Origin of the sequence: Streptomyces sp. E-08 (genome assembly GCF_049913095.1) — a bacterium.
Classification (GTDB): Bacteria; Actinomycetota; Actinomycetes; order Streptomycetales; family Streptomycetaceae; genus Streptomyces.
Genome location: NZ_CP183971.1, coordinates 305901 through 326850, shown reverse-complemented (window position 1 = coordinate 326850; position 20950 = coordinate 305901). Strand labels below are relative to the sequence as shown.

Here is a 20950-nt window from a genome sequence, read left to right as displayed (position 1 = left end):
TGGGGCACTCGGGTCGATGCGGCCACTTCCGCACGGGTCAGTCGGCGTTGCCCTGGGAGCAGATACCGCACCTGGTTCGGCCTCGCCTGATGTCGGTCAACGTCACCGTGGCTTCACTGCCGCAGGAACAGCGGCAGCGCCACCGGTCGGTGGTCCTTCCGGGATAGGTCTCCAGGGGCTCGAACCCGGCCTCTCTGACCTCGGCGGCGGCCTTCGAAGCGTCGGTTCGGCCGCCGGCCCGGGGGCACTTCTTGCACCCCGTAGTCCCTGACCGGACGAAGCACAGACGCGTCATGACGTCGTTCCCACAGGAGCAGCGGCAGTGCCACGGATCCGTGGTCCGGCCGGGGTAGGGCTCCAGCGGTTCGAAGCCGGCCGCGCGCATCTCGTCCGCGGCCTGCTCGGCGTTCGACGACTTCGAGGAGCAGAAGCGGCAGCGGCTCCTGCCGTTGTGGACGTTGGAGTACGTGGGGGTGCTCTCGCGGCCGCATGTGGTGCAGCGGCAGCGCCAGGGAGTCTGACTGGTGGGATAAGGCTCCAGCGGTTCGAAGCCGGCCGCGCGCATCACTTCAGCCGCCTTCGGCGCGGTCGCCGCGGCACGTTTGGCCTGCGCGGCTCTGGTCCGGCAGATGCGGCAGCCCTGGCCTCCGTTGCGTACGGCGTTGAAGGTGGGCCGGCCCTCGTGCCCGCACGTGGTGCAGCGGGAGGGCCAGGTCGTGTTCGTGCGGCCCGGGTAGGGCACGAGCGGCTCGTACCCACGGGCGCGCATCTCCTCGGCTGCGGCATCGGCGTCGATCAGGACGGCGGCGCGGGGCCGGGCGCCGGCCCGGGGAACGTAGGCGTCGGGTGCGCGGCGGGTCTCCTCCTCGACCATGGCCCACACCTCGCCCGCGGTGACGCGGTCGATGGAGCAGGTCTCGCTCCATCCGTTCGGCATGACGTCCTTGGTGAGGAACGGACACAGCTTGGCGCCGCGCAGGCGGTCCAGGACGGCCTGCTCGACGTCGTAGGCGGCAGCGCCGGTCGCGTAGTCGCCGGCCCGGTACAGCTCCCACCCCTGGCGCACGTGCTGCAGGAGGCGGGAGGTGTAGCCGGTGCAGGCACCGATCCCGACCTTGACCGCGTTCCACTCCCGGTGGGTGATCACGTAGAGCTTCGCCGGCCCGGCCAGGTCGATGCCGTGGGTTGCGCACATCCGGCATCCCTTGCCGGTACGGACACCGGTCAGCCGAAGAGGTACTTCGTGGCCGACGGGGCAGCGGCACAGCCACCGCTTGTCACTGCCGGGGTAGGGTTCCAGCGGCTCGAACCCGGCCGCGCGCATCTCGGCCGCGCACGCCGCGGGGTCGAGCGGCGCGCTTCCCGCGCAGTGACCGCAACGGTGCCCGCGGCCCTTGACCCCGGAGTACAGAGGCTTCGACTCCTTCCCGCACGTGACGCAGCGGCAGTGCCAGCCCACCGAAGAGCCGGGATACGGCTCCAGCGGCTCGAAGCCGTGCGCCCGCATCAGGGTGGTGGCCTCGGCCGGGTCGGTACGGCGGGCAGCAGCCCGCTGCTTGTACCCCTGCGCCCGGCAGACCGGACAGGGGTCGTAGCCACTGCGGATGCTCGACGCCTTCACCCGGACCACCTCGCCGCACGCCGCGTGACGGCAGCTCCACGGCGCCGCGGCGGACAGGTAGGGCTCCAGCGGCTCGTACCCGGCCGCGCGCACCATGACCTCGGCGCTTCGGGCGTTGGCCTCGCGCTGGCGCCGGCCGCGGGCCCTGCGATTGCACGTGGCGCAGCCCGACGCGACCCCGTCCTTGATCAGGTTCCGGACCGCGGACAGCCGTGGGGTGCCGACGGCCCCGCAGGCGGTGCAGCGGCAGCGCCACGGCTTCCCACTACCGGGGTAGGGATCCAGCGGCTCCAGACCGACCGACCGCAGGTCCGCCTCGGCCCGCTCGGCCCCGCCGGCGCGCTGCTGGAAGGTCGCCCGGCGACTTTCCTTCGCACACTCCGTGCACCCGACCCGGCCGGTGCTGAGGTACGCCGGTCTGGGGGAGACGATGCTTCCGCACGCCAAGTGCCGGGACCGCCACGGCTTCCCGTTTCCGGGGTAGGGCTCCAGCGGCTCATATCCGGCCGCCTCCATCGCGGCGGTGTGCCTGGCCTCGGCCGCTTGGCCGCGCGGGCGCGCTGCGTCCGCGCGGTCGGGGACAGGGCTGCGGAGGAACGAGCGAACCATGCGCCGATTCTCGCGCTTCAGCGCGAGCAACGAGCCCTGGTTCGTGATCCTCCTCGCGAGTCGGCTTGAAGGCTGAGCAAGTGGGGGAGGGGGACGGCACGACCCGCGGTCCATGCCCCGCGGGACGATGCGGGAGGACACGTCCATGGCACAGGCCCACCGGCCGACCGGCACCGACTCCGGCGCCCGTTCCCCGGGAACCGCCCCGGCGACCTGGCGCACGTGGCTTCTCCGGATGGGCGCGTCGTCCATGGCGGCGACCGCGCTGACGGCGACCGTCGCGCTGAACATGACCCTGGTCGCCTTCGGGAACATCACGGACTTCGGGACCAACCAGCAGTTCGTCCAGCACGTCCTGAGCATGGACACCACGTTCAAGGACCCCGACCTGATGTGGCGGGCGGTCGATTCCCCCGTCCTGCAGAACGCTGCCTACGTCGCCGTCATCGTCTGGGAGACACTGGCCGCGGTGGTCCTCCTTGCCGCCACCTGGTTCTGGATCACGGGGCTGCGCCGCGACGCGTACGACCGGGCCCGCGCGGCAAGCACGGTGGGGCTCGTGATGGTGCTGCTGCTCTTCGGGATGGGCTTCCTCGCGATCGGCGGCGAGTGGTTCGCCATGTGGCAGTCGTCCGACTGGAACGGTCTGGACGCCGCTGCCCGCAACGTCGCGTCGGCCGCCTTCACGCTCCTCGTGGTGCACCTGCCCGGCGTTCGCCGGCCAGGTGCCGGACGGTCCTGACGCGCCTTGCGTCACACGGGGTCCGCGGTCTGCCCGTCAGGGGCGGGCCGCCGCCGGCCGAGTCCTCGTTCCGGTGTTCGTGTGCCATCACACTCCACTTCCCTTCGGCTTGAGCAGGTGCCCTCGGTGTCGTCCCGAGCCGGGTCGGACGGCGCCGACGCGGGTCGGGCTCCCGGTCTCCATCAGCGCCTCGAACAGCGCACGTGCCTCGACCAGCGCCTCCCTCAGCTCCTCGGTGGAGGCCGTCGAGGAGCCCGCCGCGCGACGTAGCGCGCGCAGCCCCTCCACATGGTCGGGATGGTGTACGGAGAGGGCGACGAGCTGCATTTCGCGCCGGTCCGTGTCCGGGAAACCCTCGGTCGCCGCGACCCGTGCGAGGAGCTCGTCCGCGTCGGCGACGGACTGCCGCGGCGCATCGACGAAACCTTCCTGGAGCTGGGTCCACTGGGCGGTGTAGTGCGCGCGGACCGCCGGTTCCAGCGGCAGGGCACGGATGCCCCCGTACGCGTCGAGCCGCTCGCGCAGATCGCGGTGCGCGGACTCGGTGTCGCCGCCGTGCCAGGCGAGCGTGCGCGCGTACTCGGGGCCGAAGCGTCGTTCGAGTGGGCTCGCGCCTCTGTCCGTGCCCGAGAGGGCTCGGACCAGGAAACCGGCCGCCACCAGTACGGCGACCGCCGCCGCGAGGATGAGAAGTGCGTTCTGGGTCGACATGACTGCTTTCCTTTCCGTCTCGCGCCCGCCGGGTCCGGCTATGCCGCAGCCGCCTCGGTCCCCGTGGACGGCTCACGCTCGCTCACCGTGCGGCCGCCCCAGACGCCGTACGGCTCGGCCACGCTGACGGCGTGCTGCAGGCACTGGACCCGCACGGGGCACAGGTCGCAGACCGCTTTGGCGGCCCTTTCGCGTTTCACCCGGCTCTCGCCGCGCTCACCCTCCGGGTGGAAGAACACCTCGGTGCCCAGACCGCGGCACGCTGCCGCCCTCTGCCAGGCCCACTGATGCTCCGCGCGCCCGGGGAGGTGCGATGTCTTCGACATGTCAGTCCACTCCTTCGCTCCGGTGGCCGAACGGTTCTCTCCTCCCGTCTGGCCGTGAAGCCCCGCTCGAAACGTGCCGAGGGTTCGTCCGCCTGGTCGGAGTGCCGTCGGGCGGGGCCATGGGGTCAATCGGTTTCGACGAAGCTGTACGGCGGCAGCGGCCCGGTCGCCCGGGTCCGGAGGTGCGCGTGCTCCTGGTGGAGGCCGCGCAGCGCCTCCTCGAACTCGTGGCGGCGTTCTCGTTCCACGAGGAACGAGAGGTCGGCCAGTCGGCCGACGGCCCTCGGTCCGCGGACCACTGCCGCCGCATGGGCGCCGAGGACGCGCTCGACGAGCGCCGCGTCTGACTTTCCCCGCTCGAACACGGCCCGGGCGACCAGTTCGCCGAAGGTCGCCTTGTCGTGGTTGTCGCCGCCCGCCGCGCGGTCGGACGGACGCCGGTTCACCAGGTCGGGTTCGTCGGCCAGTACCACCCGCCGTGCGGCGTCCTCGTCGTGATGCACCTTCACGTTGAACTCGTCCTTGCCGGCGAGCTCCTCCAGCCGTGCCAGGTAGCGGTCGTGGCGCTCCTCCAGGATCGCGGCGACGGTCTCGTCGTCAGGAGAGATCCCTCCGAACCTCAGCGGCAGGACCGTGCCGTCCTTGCCGGCCTCGATCACGACGTGCAGATGCGCCAGCAGATCGCTTCGCCGCGGAACGAGTTCGGCCGGGGCGTCGCTGCACAGGGCCACCAGGTCACCGCTGCGTACGGCGCGCACGGGCCTGGGCGGGTCGCCCACGCCCTCGATGTCGCCGGACAGCTTCCGGTCGGCCGGGGCTATGCCGTAGACGTACGTGGTCATGGTTTCTCCTCTCGTCCGGCGCGTGTCCCGTCCCGTCGGTACGGGGCCCGGCGGAAGGCCCCGGGTGCGTCCGGGACCCCGCTCGGGCGTCCCGGGTCTGGGGAGCACGCGTCGGACCGGGTGACGTCGTGGGGGCGGTTCGGTGTCATGGCCCTTTCCCGTCTTACCGGCCGGCGTGCCTCGAAACCGGGCGGGGTTCTCGGTCGGTGACGGAGTCTTGTGTCCTCTGGCCGGAGCGGGTAGATGTCGAGCATGAGCATGCCAATTCAGGAACCCCGGCTCGATGTGGGTCCGCGGGCACAAGTGCGCCTGGCCGGGACCGCTTCCTCCCGCGGGACCGGACCGCTCGCCGTGGTCCTGCTCCTCCTGGTGGGCCTCCTCGCCATCCCGGCCGTGGCCAGTGCCGCGCCGCCCGGCGCCCCCGCCTACTCGGTGACGTCGGACGCGAACAGCGCGGCCGTGGCCCAGGCCCGGGCGCGCTGGGGCGACCGGCGGCTCGACGAGGTCTCCTTCCTCGGCACCCACAACGCGTTCACCAACTACGAGGACTCCCGCTGGAGTTCCGTGTCGCAGTCCGAGTCCCTGCGCCATCAGCTCGACAACGGGGTACGGGGCCTCAGCCTGGACACCCATTGGTATGAGCGCAGCACCTGGCTCTGCGTCATCAGCTTCGGCAGCGACTGCTACCCGAGCGACGTCTACCTCTGCCACGGCGACTGCAAGACCTTCGCCGGGGCCACGTACGCGCTGCCCCGGCAGTCCTTCCAGAGCAGCATGCAGACCGTGGTGGACTTCCTCGCGGCGAACCCCCAAGAGGTCGTGACCGTCTTCCTGGAGGACTACGTCAGCGCCCAGCAGCTGGGCGACTCGCTCGGCCGGGTACGCGGCCTCGACCAGCTGCTCTTCCGGCCCGACGCGTGGAACGTACGCCAGCAGGGGTGGCCGAGGATGACCGAACTCGTCGGCGCGGGGAAACGCCTGCTGATCTTCAGCGACGCGCCCGACCGTGAGCACCTCGGCGTCATGTACGACAAGGCCTGGACCGTCAGCAACTACTGGAGCCTCGGCGACCTCGGCAACGACCTCTCCTGCGTCAGCCGGTGGTCCGACGTGCCGCTGGACCGTCAGGAGCCCGGCTTCCGGCGGCTCTTCACCATGAGCCACCACCGGAACGTACCCACGGTCATCAACGCCGCCCTCGACAACGGGACCAAGCTGCGGGACCGCGTCACCCAGCAGTGCCGCGCGGCGGCCGGCGGCCGCGACCCGAACTATGTCTCGGTCGACTTCCACCGGGTGTCCGACAATAGCGGCCACACGCCGGCCTCGATCGTCGCGGAACTGAACGCCCGGAACTGAACGCCCGGAACCGGAGCCGCCCCGTTCACCTGCTGCTCCGACAGGGCGCGGTCCCCGTGCGGGGACCGCGCCCTGCGGACGCCGCACGGATCCCCTGCGGATGCCGGCGGAGCGCGATGCGGATAGTGTCGATGAGCGCGCCGCGACCGAGGAGGTGTTCCGTGCGGCCGCGGCGACGGCAGCGCCGGTTCGTCGTGGAGCGGCCCCCAGGCTACGGACTCCCTGTGCTTCCGCATCCTCACCTGGTCAAGGAGCGTGGTCGATGTGGCCCGCAATCGCCGTCTGATCCTCAGCTCGCCGTCCGAGGTCTGGAACCTGCTGTCCGACGGCCATCGCTACGGAGAATGGGTGACGGGCACCCAGCAGGTCCTCGCGGCGGACACGCACTGGCCCCAGGTGGGCGCACGCCTACGCGTCCGGGTCGGCATGGGGCCTCTCACCCTCGACGACACGTGCGTCGTCCGTATCTGCGATCCGGGACACCGGCTGGAGCTGGAGGCCAGGGCCCATCCGTTCGGTGCGGCACGCATCGCCATGAAACTGATCCCCTGGGGCGACAACACACTGTTCATCCTGGACTGGCATCCGCTGCGCGGTCCCGGAACCCGGATGCATGGACTGCCCGTGGACTACATCGTCGCGGTCCGCAACGGCATGATGCTGACCAAGCTGTCACGGATCGCGGTGCGCGAGCACGGCGAAGTCGGCAGCCGCCTCACCGAGGACGCGCGCGGCTGAGAGACGCCGGGACGACAGCGAGCCGGTGACGTGCTGGACGTCGGCGGAGATGTCAGCTGTGGTCGCGGCGCCTCTCGTAGCGCCACACGGCTTCGAGGTAGCCCTCCTCTTCCAGGGCCGTACGCGGGTCGGCGGCGAAGTGGGGGAGTGGTTGGGCGGGAGCCGGCCCGCCGCGGCCGTCCACTGACGACCATCCAGTAGACGAGGGGGACGTCCTTCCCGCCGTACAGCGGGAAGTCCTCCGAGGCCGGCGACGGCGGCCAACGGCAAAGAACGGCTGCTTCCCCACCGTCCGGCATCGGCCTCCGTGGCCGTGAACGGCAGCGGCCCCGGGGGTTCCTGGGGCGGGGGCCTCGTCACCCGCGCCGGGCGGCTCAGCCCGCCGCCCGTGACCGGCGTGAACGACGCATCTCGACGAAACGTCCCACACGCGAACAGTGGATGAGCCGGGCCCCGCCGCCTCCTCAGGCCCCCGGAAGGTCAACGACCCCGGGGCACGTCCGGTGACTTCAGGCCAACAGGGCCGGATGCGACCGCCGGGGCCGGCCGCGGGGCCTTGCGGGCATGCAGGACGTGGGCCTCCAGGGGCAGGGGAGTGCGGTCGAGGAGCTCGAGACCGGCGTCGGCGAGCAGCCGGGCATAGTGCTCGGCACTCCGCTCGCGGCCTCCGACGTTGCACAGCATGTGCAGGTCCCAGGCCATGGCCAGCGAGGGGGAGCCGTCGGTGGGGAGGAGCCGTTCGACGATCAGCAGGTCGGCGTGGGCGGGCATCGCGCGGGCGCAGTGACGCAGGATCTCGCGGCACCGGTCGTCGTCCCAGTCGTGCAGGATGCGGGAGAGGACGTAGACGTCCCCGCCGTGCGGCACATCGGCGAAGTCGCCGCTCCGGTAGTCGCAGCGGGCGCCGCACTCCATGGAACCGAGCGAGAGTCGGGCGGCTTCGACCGCGTGGGGGCGTTCGAGGAGCGTGCCGCGCAGGGACGGATGTGCGGTGAGGATGCCCCCGAGCAGTTCCCCGTTGCCGCCGGCCACGTCCACGACGGTCCGGGGCGTGGGGGCCTGGGCCGCCGCAGTGATCACCGGGTGGGCGGGGAGCGGCTGGAACATGCGGGAACTCGCGGCCATGGAGCGGTCGAAGAGGTCGGCCAGTTCGGGGTCGCGGGCGAAGTGGTCGAAGTGACTCTCGCCGAAGAGGTGGTCGAAGGCGGGCTGTCCCGTCCGTACGGAGTGGTCGAGTGCGGCGAAGGAGCCGTAGAACGGGCCTCCGTACATCAGCGCCAAGGCGCGCATCGAGTCCGGGCAGTCCGCGCGGAGCAGACGGCCGAGAGGAGTGAGGCGGAACGCGCGCTGTCCGTCGGTGGTTTCGGTGTCCTCGGCCACGGCACCGAGCATGGTGAGGTAGCGCAGGAGCGTGCCGAGGCCGTCGGGGTGGGTGCCGGTGCGCCGGGCGAGTTCCCGGAGGCCGGTGGCGCCGGCGGTGTCCATGGCCTCGGGCAGCCGGAGGCGTGCGAACGCGGCGAGGGCCTGTGTGGTCCAGGCTCCGGTGAGCAGGTGGAGGAGCGTTTCGGCGGGTCGCCTCGTACCGGGGCGTTCCCCCAAGTGCGCGGTGAGGACCTCGCGGTGGTCGCCGGGGGCGTAGAGCTCGAGCCGTCGATAGCCGCACGTCGAGTCCGGGGTGAGGAAGTAGAGGACGGTTCCGTTCTCGTGCGGGTTGTACCCGCCGCCGTCCGGGCGGGCGCCGTGGCTGCTGAGCACCGCGCACACGCCGCGCAGCACGAGCGGCTCGGGGTGCTCCAGTTCGAAGGCCAGGTGGGTCTCGTGGCCGAGGGCACGCTCGTGCGCCGCGATCGGCTCCAGGCCGGATCCTGTGGGTACGGCGAGGGCGAACACCTCCACCGCGCGGGGCTCGTCCGCCGGGCCGTGGACGCGGGGACGCAGGATCCGGACGTCGAGATCGGCCACGTCGCGGCGGTGGCGGCGGGCGAGACGTTCCCGTACGACGACGCTGGGGCGGGACGGGGTGTCGGCGGCGAGCCCGCTCATCACCAGAAGATCCCGCAGGTGCTGCGGGTCCCGGGGAAAGAGCAGGATGCCGACGTGGGCGAACCGGCAGTACGCGGCGACGGATGCGAGTTCCGGACCGTGCAGGCCCGGCAGGAGGAGGGACAGCAGGGTGGCGCTCTCGTGTCGCCGTACGAAGGCCGCTGCCGCGCGCAGGCGCTCGGCGTCATCGAGAAGCATCGTTTCACCGGGCAGCGGAGCCGGGCCGGGGAAACGGGCTTCCGCGGGGAGTGTCGTTGTCATGACGGCGGTGTCCTCAGGTGGGTGCTGGGGCGGGCGGAGGGGCACGGTGGGGCCAGGGGGCGGCCCGGCGAGGGGGAGCGGCGTTCGGGAATTCGGGACCCGGGACGACACCCGGGACGGAACCAGGAAGGGCACGGGGTACGGGGACGGCCCTCAGGAAACGGAATTCGGACCGGCACCCGGGGCACGGTGGCTCAGACGCCGACGTAGTTCTCGGCGAACCAGTCCTGGTGCGCGCGAGAGGTGCGCAGGGAGTCGAGGCGGGCACGGCGCAGGGAGGCCTGGAAGAACGATCCTCCCGACCGGTCCTGCCCCGGCAGCGCGTGGAGCAGCCCGGTCATCCACTGGGTGAACTCCTGTGCCCGCCAGATGTACGCCAGCGACTGCGTCGAGTAGCGGTCCAGGGCTCCGGTGTCCTCTCGGCGGAGGGCCTCGGTCAGGGCTCCGGCAAGGAGCTCCGCCTCCAGTACGGCGAGGTTCGCGCCCTTCGCGGCGGCGGGGGCGGTCAGGCTCGCCGCGTCACCGGCGAGCAGGAGCGAGCCGTGACGCAGGGGTTCGAGCACGTCGCACGCCAGGTCGACGACGCCGCGCTCGACGATCGGCCCCCTGCGCAGCGGGCCGTACTCCTCGGCGCGCATCCTCAGGTCGAGTTCGTCCCAGATCCGCTCCTCGGACCAGGCGTCGGCAGCGGTACCGCGTCGGCATTCCAGGTAGTAGCGCGTGACCTGGGGTCCGCGGGCCATGTGCCCGGCGAAGCCGCGGTCGTGGACGGCGTAGCCGACGGCGTCGAGGCTGGGCGGCGCCTGGGCGAGCAGGCCGAGCCAGCTCACGCCGTGGTCGTGACGGTGGCGGACGGCGTCCGGCGGCAGCGATCGGCGGGCGGCGCCGTGGCGCCCGTCGCATCCGGCGACGTAGCGCGCGTCCCACCGGACCGGGCGCCCGTCGGACTCCCGCGTGGTGACGTGGGGGTGCGTGCCGTCGGCGTCGTGCACGGCCAGTGCCTCGGTGCTGAAACGGATCTGCCCGCCGGCGTCGGCGTAGCGCTCCAGGAGGTCGGACACCAGGTTCTGTTGCGGGTAGACGGTGTGCCGCTCACCCTGGCCGAGGGTGCCGTAGTCGAGTCGGAATCCGCCGTCAGTCGTTCGGAACTCGCAGCTGCCGTGGGAGCGTCCGTCGCGGTGCAGTCCGTCGGCGAGACCGTGGCGGTCCAGGATCCGTACGGTGTTCGGCGCGAGGAATCCCGCCCTGGCGCGGGTCCGGATGTGGGAGCGCGTGGCCCGTTCGAGGACGACGCAGTCGATTCCCGCGGCCACCAGGAGGTTGCCGAGCACCAGGCCGGCGGGGCCGGCGCCGAGCACGACCACATCCGCTGACGCCCGTGACGCCAGGGCATTCTGATCTTCTGTCATAGCCAGGGAATGATAAGCACGGAGAATCCCGCGGATGATCATGGGTAATTCGAATGCCGTAATAGGGAGAAGATCGGAAGAGTGAATTCTGCATTCTGTGAAAGGGCAGGGCCCGGCGGCCCTCTGCGGCCCGGGCCGGCGGTGGGGCGAGGCCTGGCGCCAGGGGAGCGGACGGTAAAACGGCACGTCGCGTTCTCCACCTCGGGAACCATTCCTCCCGGCGCTCTCCTCCTGTGGTCGGACGCGATCCCGTCCGGGGGAGGGATGTGCTCAACTGCGCGCTGCACAAGGGTGCATGAGACGGATCATCCACCTCCCGCAAGGATCTGACTCACTGTGCGAAGCAGACGAATAGCACCCCTCGTGGCCATCAGCGCGGTCGCGACCCTCGTCCCCGCTCTCACGCCCGCTGTCGCGTTCGCCGAAGCCCCGGCACCCCGACGGGCGGTGTCCGCCGACCCCTTGAAGCAGTACACCCAGCAGACACCGCACTGGAAGCGCTGCGAGGCCGGGGCACCGGCGAACTTCCAGTGCGCGACGCTCAAGGTGCCGCTCGACTACAGCAGGCCCTGGGGCAAGAAGCTCGACGTCGCCGTGTCCCGGATCAAGGCGACGAATCCCCAGAAGCGCCACGGCGTCCTGCTGCTCAACCCCGGTGGTCCCGGCGGCCCTGGACTGGACATGCCCCTGTGGATGGGCCCGGAGCTGCCGACGGCGGTGAAGGAGCGGTACGACCTCATCGGCTTCGACCCCCGCGGCGTCGGTCAGAGCGCACCCGTGAGCTGTGGTCTGAACGACGACGAGCGGAACTGGCAGCGCCCGTACAAGGCCGCGACGTTCGCCAAGGACGTGCGGTGGGCGCGGTCCGTGGCCGACAAATGCCGGGCGAAGGCCGGTGACGTCCTGCCGCACCTCACCACCCGCAACACCGCGCGCGACATGGACGTGATCCGCGCCGTGCTCGGCGAGCGGAAGATCTCGTACCTGGGGTACTCGTACGGCACGTACCTGGGCGCCGTCTACACGCAGATGTTCCCGAAGCGCTCCGACCGCTTCGTGCTGGACAGCGCCGTCGACCCGCAGCGGATCTGGCGCGGCATGATCCAGGTGTGGGCGGAGGGCGCGGAGCCCGCGTTCAAGCGCTGGACCACGTGGACCGCCGAGCGCCACGCCACCTACGGGCTCGGCGACACTCCGGCCGAGGTCGGCAAGACCTACTGGGGCCTGGTCGCCCAGGCGGACCGCACGCCGATCGACTTCCAGGGCACGCCGCTGACCGGCGACGACATCCGGGCCGGACGGGCCATGTTCTTCGATGTGAAGGGCGCCGCCGAGGCGATCGCCGAGCTGAAGAAGGCCGCCGAAGGGGTTCCCTCCGTGGCGCCGTCGAAGCAGAGCACGTCGCTCCGCCCCGTTCCGCCGTCGTTCGCCCGGGCCGTCCCCTCCGACAACTCGGACGCGGCCTTCTGGGCCGTGGCCTGCGCCGACACCCGCGCGTGGCCGCGCGACCCGGAGCAGTACCGCCGCGACGCGATCCGCGACAAGGCCCGGTACCCCCTGTACGGGGACTTCGCGTCGAACATCATGCCGTGCGCGTTCTGGAAGAACGGTTCCGAGCCGGCCACCAGGGTGAACAACTCCGTCGGCGCGCTCGTCCTGCAGAACGAGTGGGACTCCCAGACCCCGCTCGTCAGCGGACAGGGGCTGCACCGGAGCATGAAGGGTTCCCGGATGGTCACCGTCCTCGACGGTCAGGGCCACGGCATCTACGGTTCGAAGTCCTGCGCCGACAAGACCGCCACCGCCTATCTGACGACGGGCCGGCTGCCGGCCGCGGACCTGACCTGCCGGGCCACGCCCGCCCAGGCGCAGAACGGTCTCGACCTCCCGCTGCCGACGCCCCCGGGCCTCCCCGGGCGGCAGGACCGCTTCTGACCGACACGGCTCACCACGCATGACACGGGGCCCCGCAGTGCTGCGGGGCCCCGTTGTCGTCACCGGTGCGACGAGGGCACGTCCGGATCCCCGGCTCCCGCCGGGCCCGTCGTCCTCAGTTCCGCCGGGCCCGGCGGAACGAGGTCGGGGCGTAGCAGCCGAGCAGGACGACGGTGAAGGTGAGACCGACGCCGGCCGCCTGGCGCATGTCCGGGACCTCGATCGCGGTGGCGGCGACGGCCAGGACGCCGGCCCCGGCCACGAGGGCGAGCTTGCTCCCGCCGGGGACGCTGAACCCCGTGAACTCCTCGGGATGCGCGTTCCGGTGGCGCCGGAAGGCGACGTACGAGGCGAGGATCAGCAGCCAGACGAGCAGCACGGCGAAGAGCGCGATCGACATCAGGATGCCGAAGATGCCGCCGACGTCGTAGAAGGCGAGCAGCGCGGCGGCCGCGATGCCCAGGGTGGAGGCGGCCAGGGCGTTGGCCGGGACGCCGCCCGAGGTGAGGCGGGCCACGGGCGCCGGGGCGAGACCGTCGTCGCCGAGGGAGTGCAGGAGCCGGGAGGCGCCGTACAGATGGGCGTTTACGCATTCCGGTCCTCTCGTACTGCGAGACGTCGATGTTGTCGCCCTCGGTGCCCGAGACGGACGGCGGCAGGTCCAGGTGGCTCACGGTCCTCATGTCCGCAGGGTTCGAGATGTCGAGGACGGTCAGGCCGTAGCCCCCATGGCCGCGAACGCGTAGCGTCCGCCCTGCTCCACGGGCTTGGGGATGAACAGCGGCATGCGCGCGCCCATCCAGCTGGTGCGATTGCCGCAGCGCGGGTTCTTCCGGTACGCCGCGTCCAGCTGCATGCCGTACGCGCCTGGGTCCGCCGGCTCCGGGCGCCTGTCGGCGCAGACCGTGGGGATGTTCGGGTCGGCGGTGGCGGTGGTGGCGCCGGAGCTGCCCGGCACCAGGGGGGTCGCGGCGGTGGCGGCGGTCACGGCCGCGGCCAGGGTCGCTCTGGTGTGGAGGAATCGCATGGGCTGTCCTCGGGTTCTCGGCGGCGGAGAGTGGACGTGCGAAGGAGGTGCCGGCCGCGCGGGGGCACGGCACGGCTCGCCGGTGCGGAGGGGACCGACCGGCGTGGACCCGGTCGCGCGGTGGTCACGCGGGTACGGTGACCTCGGGGATCGCGCGGGCCGGGTGGTCGTGCGGACCGGTCAGGTGACCGTCGGGCGCTGCTGGAACGCGGCGGCCCGGTGGGCGCCCGTGGACACGATGTCCCGCAGCGTGCACACGGCGTACAGCACGTCCGCGTGCGTGACGTAGAGGGCATTGAAGCCGAACCGGAGCAGGTCCGGGGCACGCGTGTCGCCGATGATCCCGCGCGCGGTGAGCGCGGCGACCAGCGGGTACGCCTCCGGGTGCCGTGGGGCGACCTGGCTGCCCCGCCGCCCGGGTGGTCGAAGTCCCGCTGGTGGCGGTCGGCGACGTGGGCGAACGCCGGGGCGCCGGGGCCGCCGGAGACGTCCTCAGTGGACATCCGGTCGTCCGCTCGCTCGCCTCCGACGAGGACTGGGCCTGGTGCTTCGCCGACGAGGTGTTCCTCGTGCACGGCACCGAGAACCGGTCGGGGCGGTCGCGGCAGTCGGGGCGGGCGCCGGGCTGACCGCGCCGCCGGCCGGCCGCGGAAGGCAGCCGTGCGGGCACGTCGATTGGCTTTTCAACAACGCCGTGGTGTAGAAAGCCCCGTCGATCAATCATGATCACGTCACAGAGCACTCTCATTCGGGGGAATGGAAGAATGACCTCAACTCGCCGTGTCCTCAGCGCCATTGCGCTTCTCGCCGCCCTTGGCGGAATCGCCGCGTGCGGCCCGGAAGACCCCAGCGCGGACGGTCTCACCGGAGGCGCCGGCACCACCGCCGCCCCGTCGGCCACGGCCTCCAAGACGTCGGACTCCGGCGAGGCCGGAAGCGGCGATCCGACCGATGACGTCGATGGCGACGGAAAGGGCGGGGACTGCGGCAAGCCGCCGGTCCTGCCCGCAGGTCTCCTGAAGCTCAAGGTCCAGCTGATGCGTGACTCGGGGGGCTTCGAGGCCTCGGAGGCCAAGCCGCACTGCACGCCGAACGACTGGATCTACGGCGCCGACGAGGGCGACGCGACCAAGCACTACGTCCTCCCCAAGAACGTCAAGGCGTTCCTGGCCACTGGCCCCGGCCAGACGAAGCAGGTCGACCACGAGCAGCTGGCGCTCCACATCGACCGCTGCCACGCCCAGGAGATCGGGGCGCCGACCGACGACTACCCGAAGGTCGAGGCGCCCTACGGCTGCTACAACAACGTCTACGAGGTCACGCTGAACTCCCAGGGCGAAGTGGACACGATGAAGGAGATCTGGAGCGTCTGACGACGCCCCTCGCCCCGGTCGGAGCCCAGCCTCCGACCGGGGCGCTCCGGTGTTCCCTAGGGGGGAATCGCGGCAGCCCGGAGGACGCGGAGGCGGCAGGCCTCTCCGACCGTCGCGACCATCGAGGTCGTCGCGGGACCGCCGGCGGCCTTTTCCGGCGCCTGGCGCCGCGCCGGTCGGCACGCACGGGGAGGGGCCGTCAGCGTGCCGCCGACCCCTGAGTGCCCGGTTTGCGGCCCCAGGCGGTGAGCATTCCGGCGGACAGGGCCGCGCACGCGTCCGAGTCCAGATAGCGGACCGCCGCGTCGATCCCGGCGCCGTCGATCAGCCCGGTGGCCACCATCGACGCCCGGCTCCGCTCCCACGTGTCGGCCCAGAAACGGCTGATCGGGCTGCCGCGCAGGAGGGGCGGGACGTACATCTCCGCGCCGACCGTCGTCAGGCCGGCCCCGCGCAGCAGCTGCGGATACGACGGCACCCAGGACACGTCCGTGCCGATGGAGCCGCGCAACCCCTGCCACATCGCGCGCATCGCCGCGGCGTAGGGCGTGTCGGCGGCTGCCCCGCCGTCCGGGGCCCGGTCCGGGGCAGCCGTACGGTCGCTGGTCAGATCGACCGCGTCGCCGAGGACCAGCATCCCGCCCGGCGCGACCAGCCCGGCCAGCACCGACACCATCCGCTCGGGCTCCGGCAGGTGCATCAGCACGAACCGCGCGTGGACCAGATCGAACCGGCCCGGCGCGAAGGCCGGGGCGGTGATGTCGGCCTGGAGGACGTCGAGCCCGGGTACGGGCCGTTCGGCGAGGAACCGCACGTCACGGTCGACGGCCAGCACGCCCGCCACCCCCGCTTCGCGCAACAGGCGCCGCGACACCGTGCCCGTACCGGCGCCGATGTCCAGGCAGCGCCACCCGGGCCCCACACCGAGGGCGCGCAGCCGTGTCAGGGTGAGGTCGTCGTACGCGAGCGCCCCGAGATCGATCCGCTCGGCCTCCCCTGGCTGCTCCGGCCGGAACACGTCCTGGCCGTAACGGCCCGCGTCCACCCCGTCGCCCCCGGCGCGGGGACTCACCCCGCCACCTGGGTGCATGCGGCCGGTGGGAGGGCGATGTCGTCGACCGACATCCTCGACATCATGGTCGGGCCCCTTCCTCGGAGCTGGGATGGTACGGAGCGGGACGAGCCGAGCTGTATCCATCGTCGGCGCGATCGAGGTCCCACGCGAGTTCCGCCGAGCACCGCGCGACCGGACCGCCCGCCCTGCACGGCTCAGGTGGCCGCCGCCCGCTCGTGTCAGGGAGACCGCGGTGGTCGACAAGCGTCACGCCGGCCGCGCGCCCGCCACGCACGCGGGGAGGAGCCAGGTCCTTCGCTACGCGGCGGAGGTCAGCCGGCTCGCGGCCTGGTCCCATGGCCGAGGCTCGACCAGGTCGTCCCTGTGGTCAGCGTCCTCCTCGAACCAGCCGTTCCCCGAGAGCCACGTCTCCAGCCACGCCGCGAGGCTGCCGGAGTCGAGGAACCAGCACGGCTCCCACGATCCGCCGCTGTACGGGTTCGGCTCGAACAGCAGGACCTGACCGTCCTCGCTGAGACAGTCGACCCCCGCGTACATGCCACAGCCCCAGGTCAGGATGGGTACGACGCATTCGGGCCATTCGGGGTGCTCCACCCCGACGGACGCCTCACGACGCGTCAGGTACTCACCGACGACGGCGGAGCCCGGACCGAGCAGGGGCAGCAGTCGATAGTCGGGGCCGAAGCCACCGTCGGCGACCTCGCGGTACAGCCGCGCGAGCAGTGGATGCAACGCGAAGCCCAGCTCCTCCTCGGCCTGCGTGATCCGGTCATCACCGAGGGGCGCGGGAAGTCCGGTGCTGTCGGAGGCGGCCCGCTGGGCGACACGTCGCACGAGGTCATCGATGTCGGTCGCCGGTGCGTCGACCAGGTGCCAGCGGCGCCACTCCTCCCCGTCCTGGGTTTCGCCGGCCAGGGTGACGACAGCGACTCCACGACCTCGTCGTCGGCGCACGGCTGGAACACCGCGGCGGGCTTCAGCGCCCCGAAGGCAAGGGAGTCGGCCACATAGGCATGGATCCGCCCGTCGCGGTGGCGGGTGATGACCTTCGAAGTCTCGTGAGGAGACATCCTCTGAGGCCAGGGCCCGGCTCGGCCCGATCGGCACGGGAGCCGGGGCGTTCCGCCGACCCGGACACGCCACCCGGCCCCCGGGCACGGCCTTCCCCGGTTCCTACGAGGACTGCTGGGCGCGGACGCCCTCCATGATGCGTTTGCCGAGAGTCGTGTCGATGTTCGTCCAGTACGTGAAGGCGCGCTCCAGGACGGGTTCGCTCACGCCGTCGAGGAGGTGGCCGACCACGTTGTCCACGAGACGGTCGCGGGCCGCGTCGTCCAGGACCTCGCGCACGAGGGTGCCGGGCTGTCCCCAGTCGTCGTCCTCCGGGTGCGAGACGTAGGCCGTCCGGGTGATCTCCCCGTCGGCCGCCCAGCCGGGCGGGGTGCCGTACCGCTCGGTGTCGGCCGCCGGTCCGCCCTTGGAGTTCGGCGCGTAGACCGGGTCGGAGGTCTTGCGGTACGCCATCGCCCCGTCCTTGGAGTACGTGTGGACGTCGACGACGGGCGCGTTCACCGGCAGTTGCTGGTAGTTGGTGCCGAGCCGGGCCCGGTGGGCGTCCGCGTACGAGAAGAGGCGTGCGAGCAGCATCCGGTCGGGGCTCGGCCCGATGCCGGGGACGAAGTTGTTCGGCTGGAAGGCGGCCTGCTCGATCTCGGCGTGGTTGTCGGTCGGGTTGCGGTCCAGTGTCATGCGGCCGACGGGGATGAGGGGGTAGTCGCCGTGCGGCCAGACCTTCGTGAGGTCGAACGGGTTGAACCGGTACCCGGCCGCGTCCTCGTACGGCATGACCTGGACGTGCAGCGTCCACGACGGGAAGTCCCCGTCCCGGATGTGCTCGAACAGGTCCCGCATGTGGAAGTCCGTGTCCCTCCCCGCCGTCCGGTCCGCCTCGTCCTGGGTGAGGAACTCGATGCCCTGGTCGGTCTTGAAGTGGTACTTCACCCAGAACCGCTCACCGGACGCGTTGATCCACATGTACGTGTGCGAGGTGTAGCCGTTCATGTGGCGCCAGGTCCGGGGGATGCCCCGGTCACCCATCAGCCAGGTGACCTGGTGCGCGGACTCGGGCGAGAGGGTCCAGAAGTCCCACTGCATGTCGTGGTCGCGCAGGTTGCTGTCGGCCCGGCGCTTCTGGGACCGGATGAAGTGCTGGAACTTCATCGGGTCCTTCACGAAGAAGACCGGCGTGTTGTTGCCGACCATGTCGTAGTTGCCCTCGGACGTGTAGAACTTCACCGCGAAGCCGCGCGGGTCCCGCCAGGTGTCCGGGCTGCCGCGCTCGCCGGCCACGGTCGAGAAGCGCGCGACCAGCTCGGTGCGCGTACCCGGCTGGAACAGCGCGGCCTTCGTGTACCGGCTGACGTCGTGGGTGACCTCGAAGCGGCCGAACGCTCCGCTGCCCTTGGCGTGCGGCTGGCGCTCCGGGATGCGCTCCCGGTTGAACTGCGCCATCTGCTCGATCAGGTAGGCGTCCTGGAGGAGGATCGGGCCACCTGCCCCCACGGTGAGCGAGTGCTCGTCGCTTTCCACCGGGGCCCCGGAATCGGTCGTCGTCCCAGGTCGGCTCTCGGTCATGGGTCTGCCTTTCGTCGTCGCATGCCCACCCTCTGCCCACTCGACGAAAGCCGCTACCTGAGGAGTCGCGCTCCGCTGCCGACCGGGGGACGGTGCGGGTCGCTTCCGACGGGGCTGGGCGGCTTCACCGCTGCTCATCTCTCCCGGGCCCGGTAGACGGCCACCGTCCGCTCCAGCGCCTCCTCGACCGGGGTGGCGACGGCTCCCAGCCGGTCACGGATGAGGGTGGAGTCGACGATGAAGGGTTCGGCGAACTCGTACTGCATCTCGATGAGCTCGCGCACGGTGCGGTTCACGGCGCCCATGGCGTAGAGCGCCAGGGTCGGCATGCGGCGCAGGCGGGCGGTGCCGGGCCGGCCGGTGGCGCGGTGGGCGAGGCGGACGAGCTCGCGGGTGGTGCGGGTGTCGGGGTCGTTGGGCAGGTGCCAGACGCGGCCCGCCGCGTCGGGGTGGCGTCCCAGGAGGGCGAGGGCTTCGCCGATGTCGGGGATGAAGCTGTACGTGTGGGGCTGGTCCGGGTCGCCGAGCACGGTGGCGGTGCGCCCGGCGAGGAGCGCGGGGAAGACGAGGTCGCCGAGGTTGGACTGGGCGCCGCCGCGCGGCCCGAAGTAGTCGGAGGCGCGGCCGATCGCCACCTCCACGCGCCCGGCCGCGTGCGCGGCGAGCAGGTCCCGCGCCATCGCGCCCCGCAGTCGGCCCTTGCGGGTGGTGGCGGCGTCGGGCGTCTCCTCGGTGAACGGGCGGCCCCCGGGCGGCCCGTAGCTGTAGACGTTGTCCATCGAGACCATGCGGGCACCGGCCGCCTCGGCCGCGGCGAGCACACCGGCCTGAAGGGCGGGGAACTCCTGCTGCCAGCGGTGGTACGGCGGGTTGAGCGCCTGGTAGACGACGGCCGCGCCGGCCGCGACGGCGGTGGTGAACGCGGGATCGGCCGCGTCGCCGACGGCCACCTCGACGCCGTCGGGGACGTCCGCGCGGCCGGACCGGTTGACCACGCGGACCGACTCGCCTCGGCGTACGAGTGCCTCGGCGACGGCCGTACCCACGGCGCCGGAGCCGAAGATCACGTGACGGGGTGCGGTGGTGTGCTTCATGCGTCGACCTCGCGGAGGGAGTCAGGGCCGGTGGTCCGGCCGGGAGCGGTGGCGGGCAGGAGCCGGAGGAGCAGTACGCCGGAGAGGGCGGAGAACGTGACGGCGGAGAACGTGAGGGCGCCGGTGGCGCCGAAGACGGTGAACCGCGCGTCCACCCCGACTCCGGCCAGGGTGGTGATCGTCCGGCCCGCCGCCCACAGGGCCGGCAGCGCCGCGGCCCAGAGCGATCCGGCCGTCCACAGGACCCAGGTACGCAGGGGACCGCGCATGAGGGCACCTCTCATTTCTGTACGCTGTGCAATTAATGTACGCCGTGCAAAAATGAAGCGTCAAGGTTGTCGAGGATCAGGACGCGCGAGGAGGCGTACGGATGGCACAGGACACGCCGTCGGCGAAACGGGGCCGTAGGCGCGCGGTCGCCGAGGACGAGGTGGTCGCGGCGGCCATGCGGCTGCTCGGCACCCGCGGTGCCGACGCGGTGAGCATCCGGGGGATCGCCGCCGAGCTGGGACTCGCGCCGAACGCCGTCTACACGTACTTCCCGGACCGTGCCGCGGTGGTGGGCGCGGTCGTCGAGCACCTCCTCGGCCAGACGGACCTCGAAGCGCTCACCGCCCGGGACACACCCTGGCGGGACCGCGTCCACACGCTCGCCGACGACCTGCGGCACCGCTTGCTCGCCCACCCCGGCGCGGTCCAGCTGCTGCTCTCCGGTCCGATGGACGGCCCTCACGCGCTCGCGCTCGGTGAAGCCCTCCTCATGCTCCTCGCGGACGCCGGGCTCGACCCCGCGGAGGCCGCGCGTGCCTCGTACCTGCTGATCGTCCAGGTCCTCGGAGCGATCGCCCTGGAAGCCGCCGAACTCCCCGCACCCCTGCCGCCCCCGCCGGTCGACGAGCGCGTCGCGACCCGCCGGGAGCAGCTCCGCGCCGTTCCCGCCGACCTCTACCCCCGTACGGCCGAGGCGGCGGACACGATCGCGCGGTTCGTGTCCGACGAGCAGTACGCATGGGGGCTCGACCGGGTCCTGGACGGCATCGCGGAGCGGGCGAAGCACTGACACGCCACCACCCGCACGGGCACGCGGCCGGCTCAAGGACGGTCCGCGACCGCCGGACGAGGCTCCCCCGTTGTTCAAGGGCGGCCCACCG

Annotated in this window: 20 protein-coding genes and 1 pseudogene; 7 read left to right on the top strand and 14 right to left on the bottom strand. The window is 71.9% G+C overall.

Annotated features, from left to right (window positions below; all coding sequences use genetic code 11):
• Window positions 1-37 precede the first annotated feature (37 nt).
• Window positions 38-2230 carry a hypothetical protein gene (locus ACN9MM_RS01615; RefSeq protein WP_426361928.1) on the bottom strand — a complete coding sequence of 731 codons (2193 nt, stop codon included), beginning with the start codon at window positions 2228-2230 and terminating at the stop codon, window positions 38-40.
• Window positions 2231-2465: 235 nt separating this feature from the next.
• On the opposite strand from ACN9MM_RS01615, the gene ACN9MM_RS01610 reads away from it, so the two are divergent.
• A complete protein-coding gene (locus ACN9MM_RS01610) occupies window positions 2466-2972 on the top strand; it encodes a DUF2165 domain-containing protein (protein WP_426368633.1) in 507 nt (168 codons plus the stop codon).
• A gap of 87 nt (window positions 2973-3059) precedes the next feature.
• On the opposite strand, the gene ACN9MM_RS01605 is transcribed toward ACN9MM_RS01610, so the two are convergent.
• From ACN9MM_RS01605 to ACN9MM_RS01595, 3 genes are all read right to left on the bottom strand, one after another.
• A complete protein-coding gene (locus tag ACN9MM_RS01605; protein ID WP_426361927.1) occupies window positions 3060-3683 on the bottom strand; it encodes a hypothetical protein in 624 nt (207 codons plus the stop codon).
• Between the two features lie 38 nt (window positions 3684-3721).
• Window positions 3722-4009, bottom strand: coding sequence for a WhiB family transcriptional regulator (locus tag ACN9MM_RS01600; protein ID WP_383695846.1), 288 nt, complete (start codon window positions 4007-4009; stop codon window positions 3722-3724).
• A gap of 125 nt (window positions 4010-4134) precedes the next feature.
• Window positions 4135-4851 (bottom strand): GvpL/GvpF family gas vesicle protein, encoded by a 717-nt coding sequence (locus tag ACN9MM_RS01595; RefSeq protein WP_426361926.1) that lies wholly within the window; start codon window positions 4849-4851, stop codon window positions 4135-4137.
• A gap of 252 nt (window positions 4852-5103) precedes the next feature.
• Here ACN9MM_RS01595 and ACN9MM_RS01590 point away from each other — a divergent pair, with 252 nt between their 5' ends.
• Both ACN9MM_RS01590 and ACN9MM_RS01585 read left to right on the top strand, forming a co-directional pair.
• Window positions 5104-6210, top strand: coding sequence for a PI-PLC domain-containing protein (locus ACN9MM_RS01590; protein ID WP_426361925.1), 1107 nt, complete (start codon window positions 5104-5106; stop codon window positions 6208-6210).
• A 264-nt stretch (window positions 6211-6474) separates the two neighbouring features.
• The gene (locus ACN9MM_RS01585; RefSeq protein ID WP_426368632.1) at window positions 6475-6948 is read left to right on the top strand and encodes an SRPBCC family protein; all 474 of its coding nucleotides are present in this window, start codon (window positions 6475-6477) and stop codon (window positions 6946-6948) included.
• A 480-nt stretch (window positions 6949-7428) separates the two neighbouring features.
• On the opposite strand, the gene ACN9MM_RS01580 is transcribed toward ACN9MM_RS01585, so the two are convergent.
• Window positions 7429-9189: a methyltransferase gene (locus ACN9MM_RS01580; protein ID WP_426361924.1), complete on the bottom strand. Its 1761-nt coding sequence runs from the start codon at window positions 9187-9189 to the stop codon at window positions 7429-7431.
• 257 nt (window positions 9190-9446) lie between these two features.
• Entirely contained in the window at window positions 9447-10661 is a 1215-nt protein-coding gene (locus ACN9MM_RS01575; RefSeq protein ID WP_426361923.1) for a 4-hydroxybenzoate 3-monooxygenase, read from the bottom strand.
• Between the two features lie 336 nt (window positions 10662-10997).
• Here ACN9MM_RS01575 and ACN9MM_RS01570 point away from each other — a divergent pair, with 336 nt between their 5' ends.
• Window positions 10998-12596, top strand: a complete 1599-nt coding sequence (locus tag ACN9MM_RS01570; protein WP_426361922.1) for an alpha/beta hydrolase — start codon at window positions 10998-11000, stop codon at window positions 12594-12596.
• Between the two features lie 115 nt (window positions 12597-12711).
• Here ACN9MM_RS01570 and ACN9MM_RS01565 read toward each other — a convergent pair whose 3' ends face one another.
• From ACN9MM_RS01565 to ACN9MM_RS01555, 3 genes and pseudogenes are all read right to left on the bottom strand, one after another.
• Window positions 12712-13152, bottom strand: coding sequence for a hypothetical protein (locus ACN9MM_RS01565; protein WP_426368631.1), 441 nt, complete (start codon window positions 13150-13152; stop codon window positions 12712-12714).
• A gap of 156 nt (window positions 13153-13308) precedes the next feature.
• Complete coding sequence (locus tag ACN9MM_RS01560) at window positions 13309-13623, bottom strand: hypothetical protein (RefSeq protein ID WP_426361921.1); 315 nt, start codon at window positions 13621-13623, stop codon at window positions 13309-13311.
• Window positions 13624-13929: 306 nt separating this feature from the next.
• Window positions 13930-13992, bottom strand: a pseudogene (locus ACN9MM_RS01555) (hypothetical protein); the annotation flags it as partial.
• 20 nt (window positions 13993-14012) lie between these two features.
• Here ACN9MM_RS01555 and ACN9MM_RS01550 point away from each other — a divergent pair.
• Window positions 14013-14252, top strand: a complete 240-nt coding sequence (locus ACN9MM_RS01550) for a hypothetical protein (protein ID WP_426361920.1) — start codon at window positions 14013-14015, stop codon at window positions 14250-14252.
• Window positions 14253-14387: 135 nt separating this feature from the next.
• Window positions 14388-14996, top strand: a complete 609-nt coding sequence (locus ACN9MM_RS01545; RefSeq protein ID WP_426361919.1) for a hypothetical protein — start codon at window positions 14388-14390, stop codon at window positions 14994-14996.
• 199 nt (window positions 14997-15195) lie between these two features.
• Here the strand turns inward: ACN9MM_RS01545 and ACN9MM_RS01540 are convergent, their stop codons facing one another.
• The 5 genes from ACN9MM_RS01540 to ACN9MM_RS01520 all read right to left on the bottom strand — a co-directional run bounded on the left by ACN9MM_RS01540 (window position 15196) and on the right by ACN9MM_RS01520 (window position 20068).
• The gene (locus ACN9MM_RS01540; protein ID WP_426361918.1) at window positions 15196-16086 is read right to left on the bottom strand and encodes a class I SAM-dependent methyltransferase; all 891 of its coding nucleotides are present in this window, start codon (window positions 16084-16086) and stop codon (window positions 15196-15198) included.
• A 282-nt stretch (window positions 16087-16368) separates the two neighbouring features.
• Complete coding sequence (locus ACN9MM_RS01535) at window positions 16369-16941, bottom strand: SMI1/KNR4 family protein (protein ID WP_426368630.1); 573 nt, start codon at window positions 16939-16941, stop codon at window positions 16369-16371.
• Window positions 16942-17244: 303 nt separating this feature from the next.
• Window positions 17245-18705, bottom strand: coding sequence for a catalase (locus tag ACN9MM_RS01530; protein WP_426361917.1), 1461 nt, complete (start codon window positions 18703-18705; stop codon window positions 17245-17247).
• Between the two features lie 134 nt (window positions 18706-18839).
• Window positions 18840-19799 (bottom strand): NAD-dependent epimerase/dehydratase family protein, encoded by a 960-nt coding sequence (locus ACN9MM_RS01525; RefSeq protein ID WP_426361916.1) that lies wholly within the window; start codon window positions 19797-19799, stop codon window positions 18840-18842.
• Complete coding sequence (locus tag ACN9MM_RS01520) at window positions 19796-20068, bottom strand: hypothetical protein (RefSeq protein WP_426361915.1); 273 nt, start codon at window positions 20066-20068, stop codon at window positions 19796-19798. Before ACN9MM_RS01520 ends, ACN9MM_RS01525 begins: the two co-directional genes overlap by 4 nt.
• Window positions 20069-20169: 101 nt before the next feature.
• Between ACN9MM_RS01520 and ACN9MM_RS01515 the strand changes: the two genes are divergently transcribed.
• Window positions 20170-20859 (top strand): TetR/AcrR family transcriptional regulator, encoded by a 690-nt coding sequence (locus ACN9MM_RS01515; protein ID WP_426361914.1) that lies wholly within the window; start codon window positions 20170-20172, stop codon window positions 20857-20859.
• Window positions 20860-20950: the final 91 nt, after the last annotated feature.

Coding starts and splice junctions, on each gene's coding strand:
- ACN9MM_RS01615 (WP_426361928.1), bottom strand. CDS start 2,230: ATGGTTCGCTCGTTCCTCCGCAGCCCTGTCCCCGACCGCGCGGACGCA.
- ACN9MM_RS01610 (WP_426368633.1), top strand. CDS start 2,466: ATGGGCGCGTCGTCCATGGCGGCGACCGCGCTGACGGCGACCGTCGCG.
- ACN9MM_RS01605 (WP_426361927.1), bottom strand. CDS start 3,683: ATGTCGACCCAGAACGCACTTCTCATCCTCGCGGCGGCGGTCGCCGTA.
- ACN9MM_RS01600 (WP_383695846.1), bottom strand. CDS start 4,009: ATGTCGAAGACATCGCACCTCCCCGGGCGCGCGGAGCATCAGTGGGCC.
- ACN9MM_RS01595 (WP_426361926.1), bottom strand. CDS start 4,851: ATGACCACGTACGTCTACGGCATAGCCCCGGCCGACCGGAAGCTGTCC.
- ACN9MM_RS01590 (WP_426361925.1), top strand. CDS start 5,104: ATGAGCATGCCAATTCAGGAACCCCGGCTCGATGTGGGTCCGCGGGCA.
- ACN9MM_RS01580 (WP_426361924.1), bottom strand. CDS start 9,189: ATGCTTCTCGATGACGCCGAGCGCCTGCGCGCGGCAGCGGCCTTCGTA.
- ACN9MM_RS01575 (WP_426361923.1), bottom strand. CDS start 10,661: ATGACAGAAGATCAGAATGCCCTGGCGTCACGGGCGTCAGCGGATGTG.
- ACN9MM_RS01560 (WP_426361921.1), bottom strand. CDS start 13,623: ATGCGATTCCTCCACACCAGAGCGACCCTGGCCGCGGCCGTGACCGCC.
- ACN9MM_RS01545 (WP_426361919.1), top strand. CDS start 14,388: ATGACCTCAACTCGCCGTGTCCTCAGCGCCATTGCGCTTCTCGCCGCC.
- ACN9MM_RS01540 (WP_426361918.1), bottom strand. CDS start 16,086: ATGCACCCAGGTGGCGGGGTGAGTCCCCGCGCCGGGGGCGACGGGGTG.
- ACN9MM_RS01530 (WP_426361917.1), bottom strand. CDS start 18,705: ATGACCGAGAGCCGACCTGGGACGACGACCGATTCCGGGGCCCCGGTG.
- ACN9MM_RS01525 (WP_426361916.1), bottom strand. CDS start 19,799: ATGAAGCACACCACCGCACCCCGTCACGTGATCTTCGGCTCCGGCGCC.
- ACN9MM_RS01520 (WP_426361915.1), bottom strand. CDS start 20,068: ATGCGCGGTCCCCTGCGTACCTGGGTCCTGTGGACGGCCGGATCGCTC.
- ACN9MM_RS01515 (WP_426361914.1), top strand. CDS start 20,170: ATGGCACAGGACACGCCGTCGGCGAAACGGGGCCGTAGGCGCGCGGTC.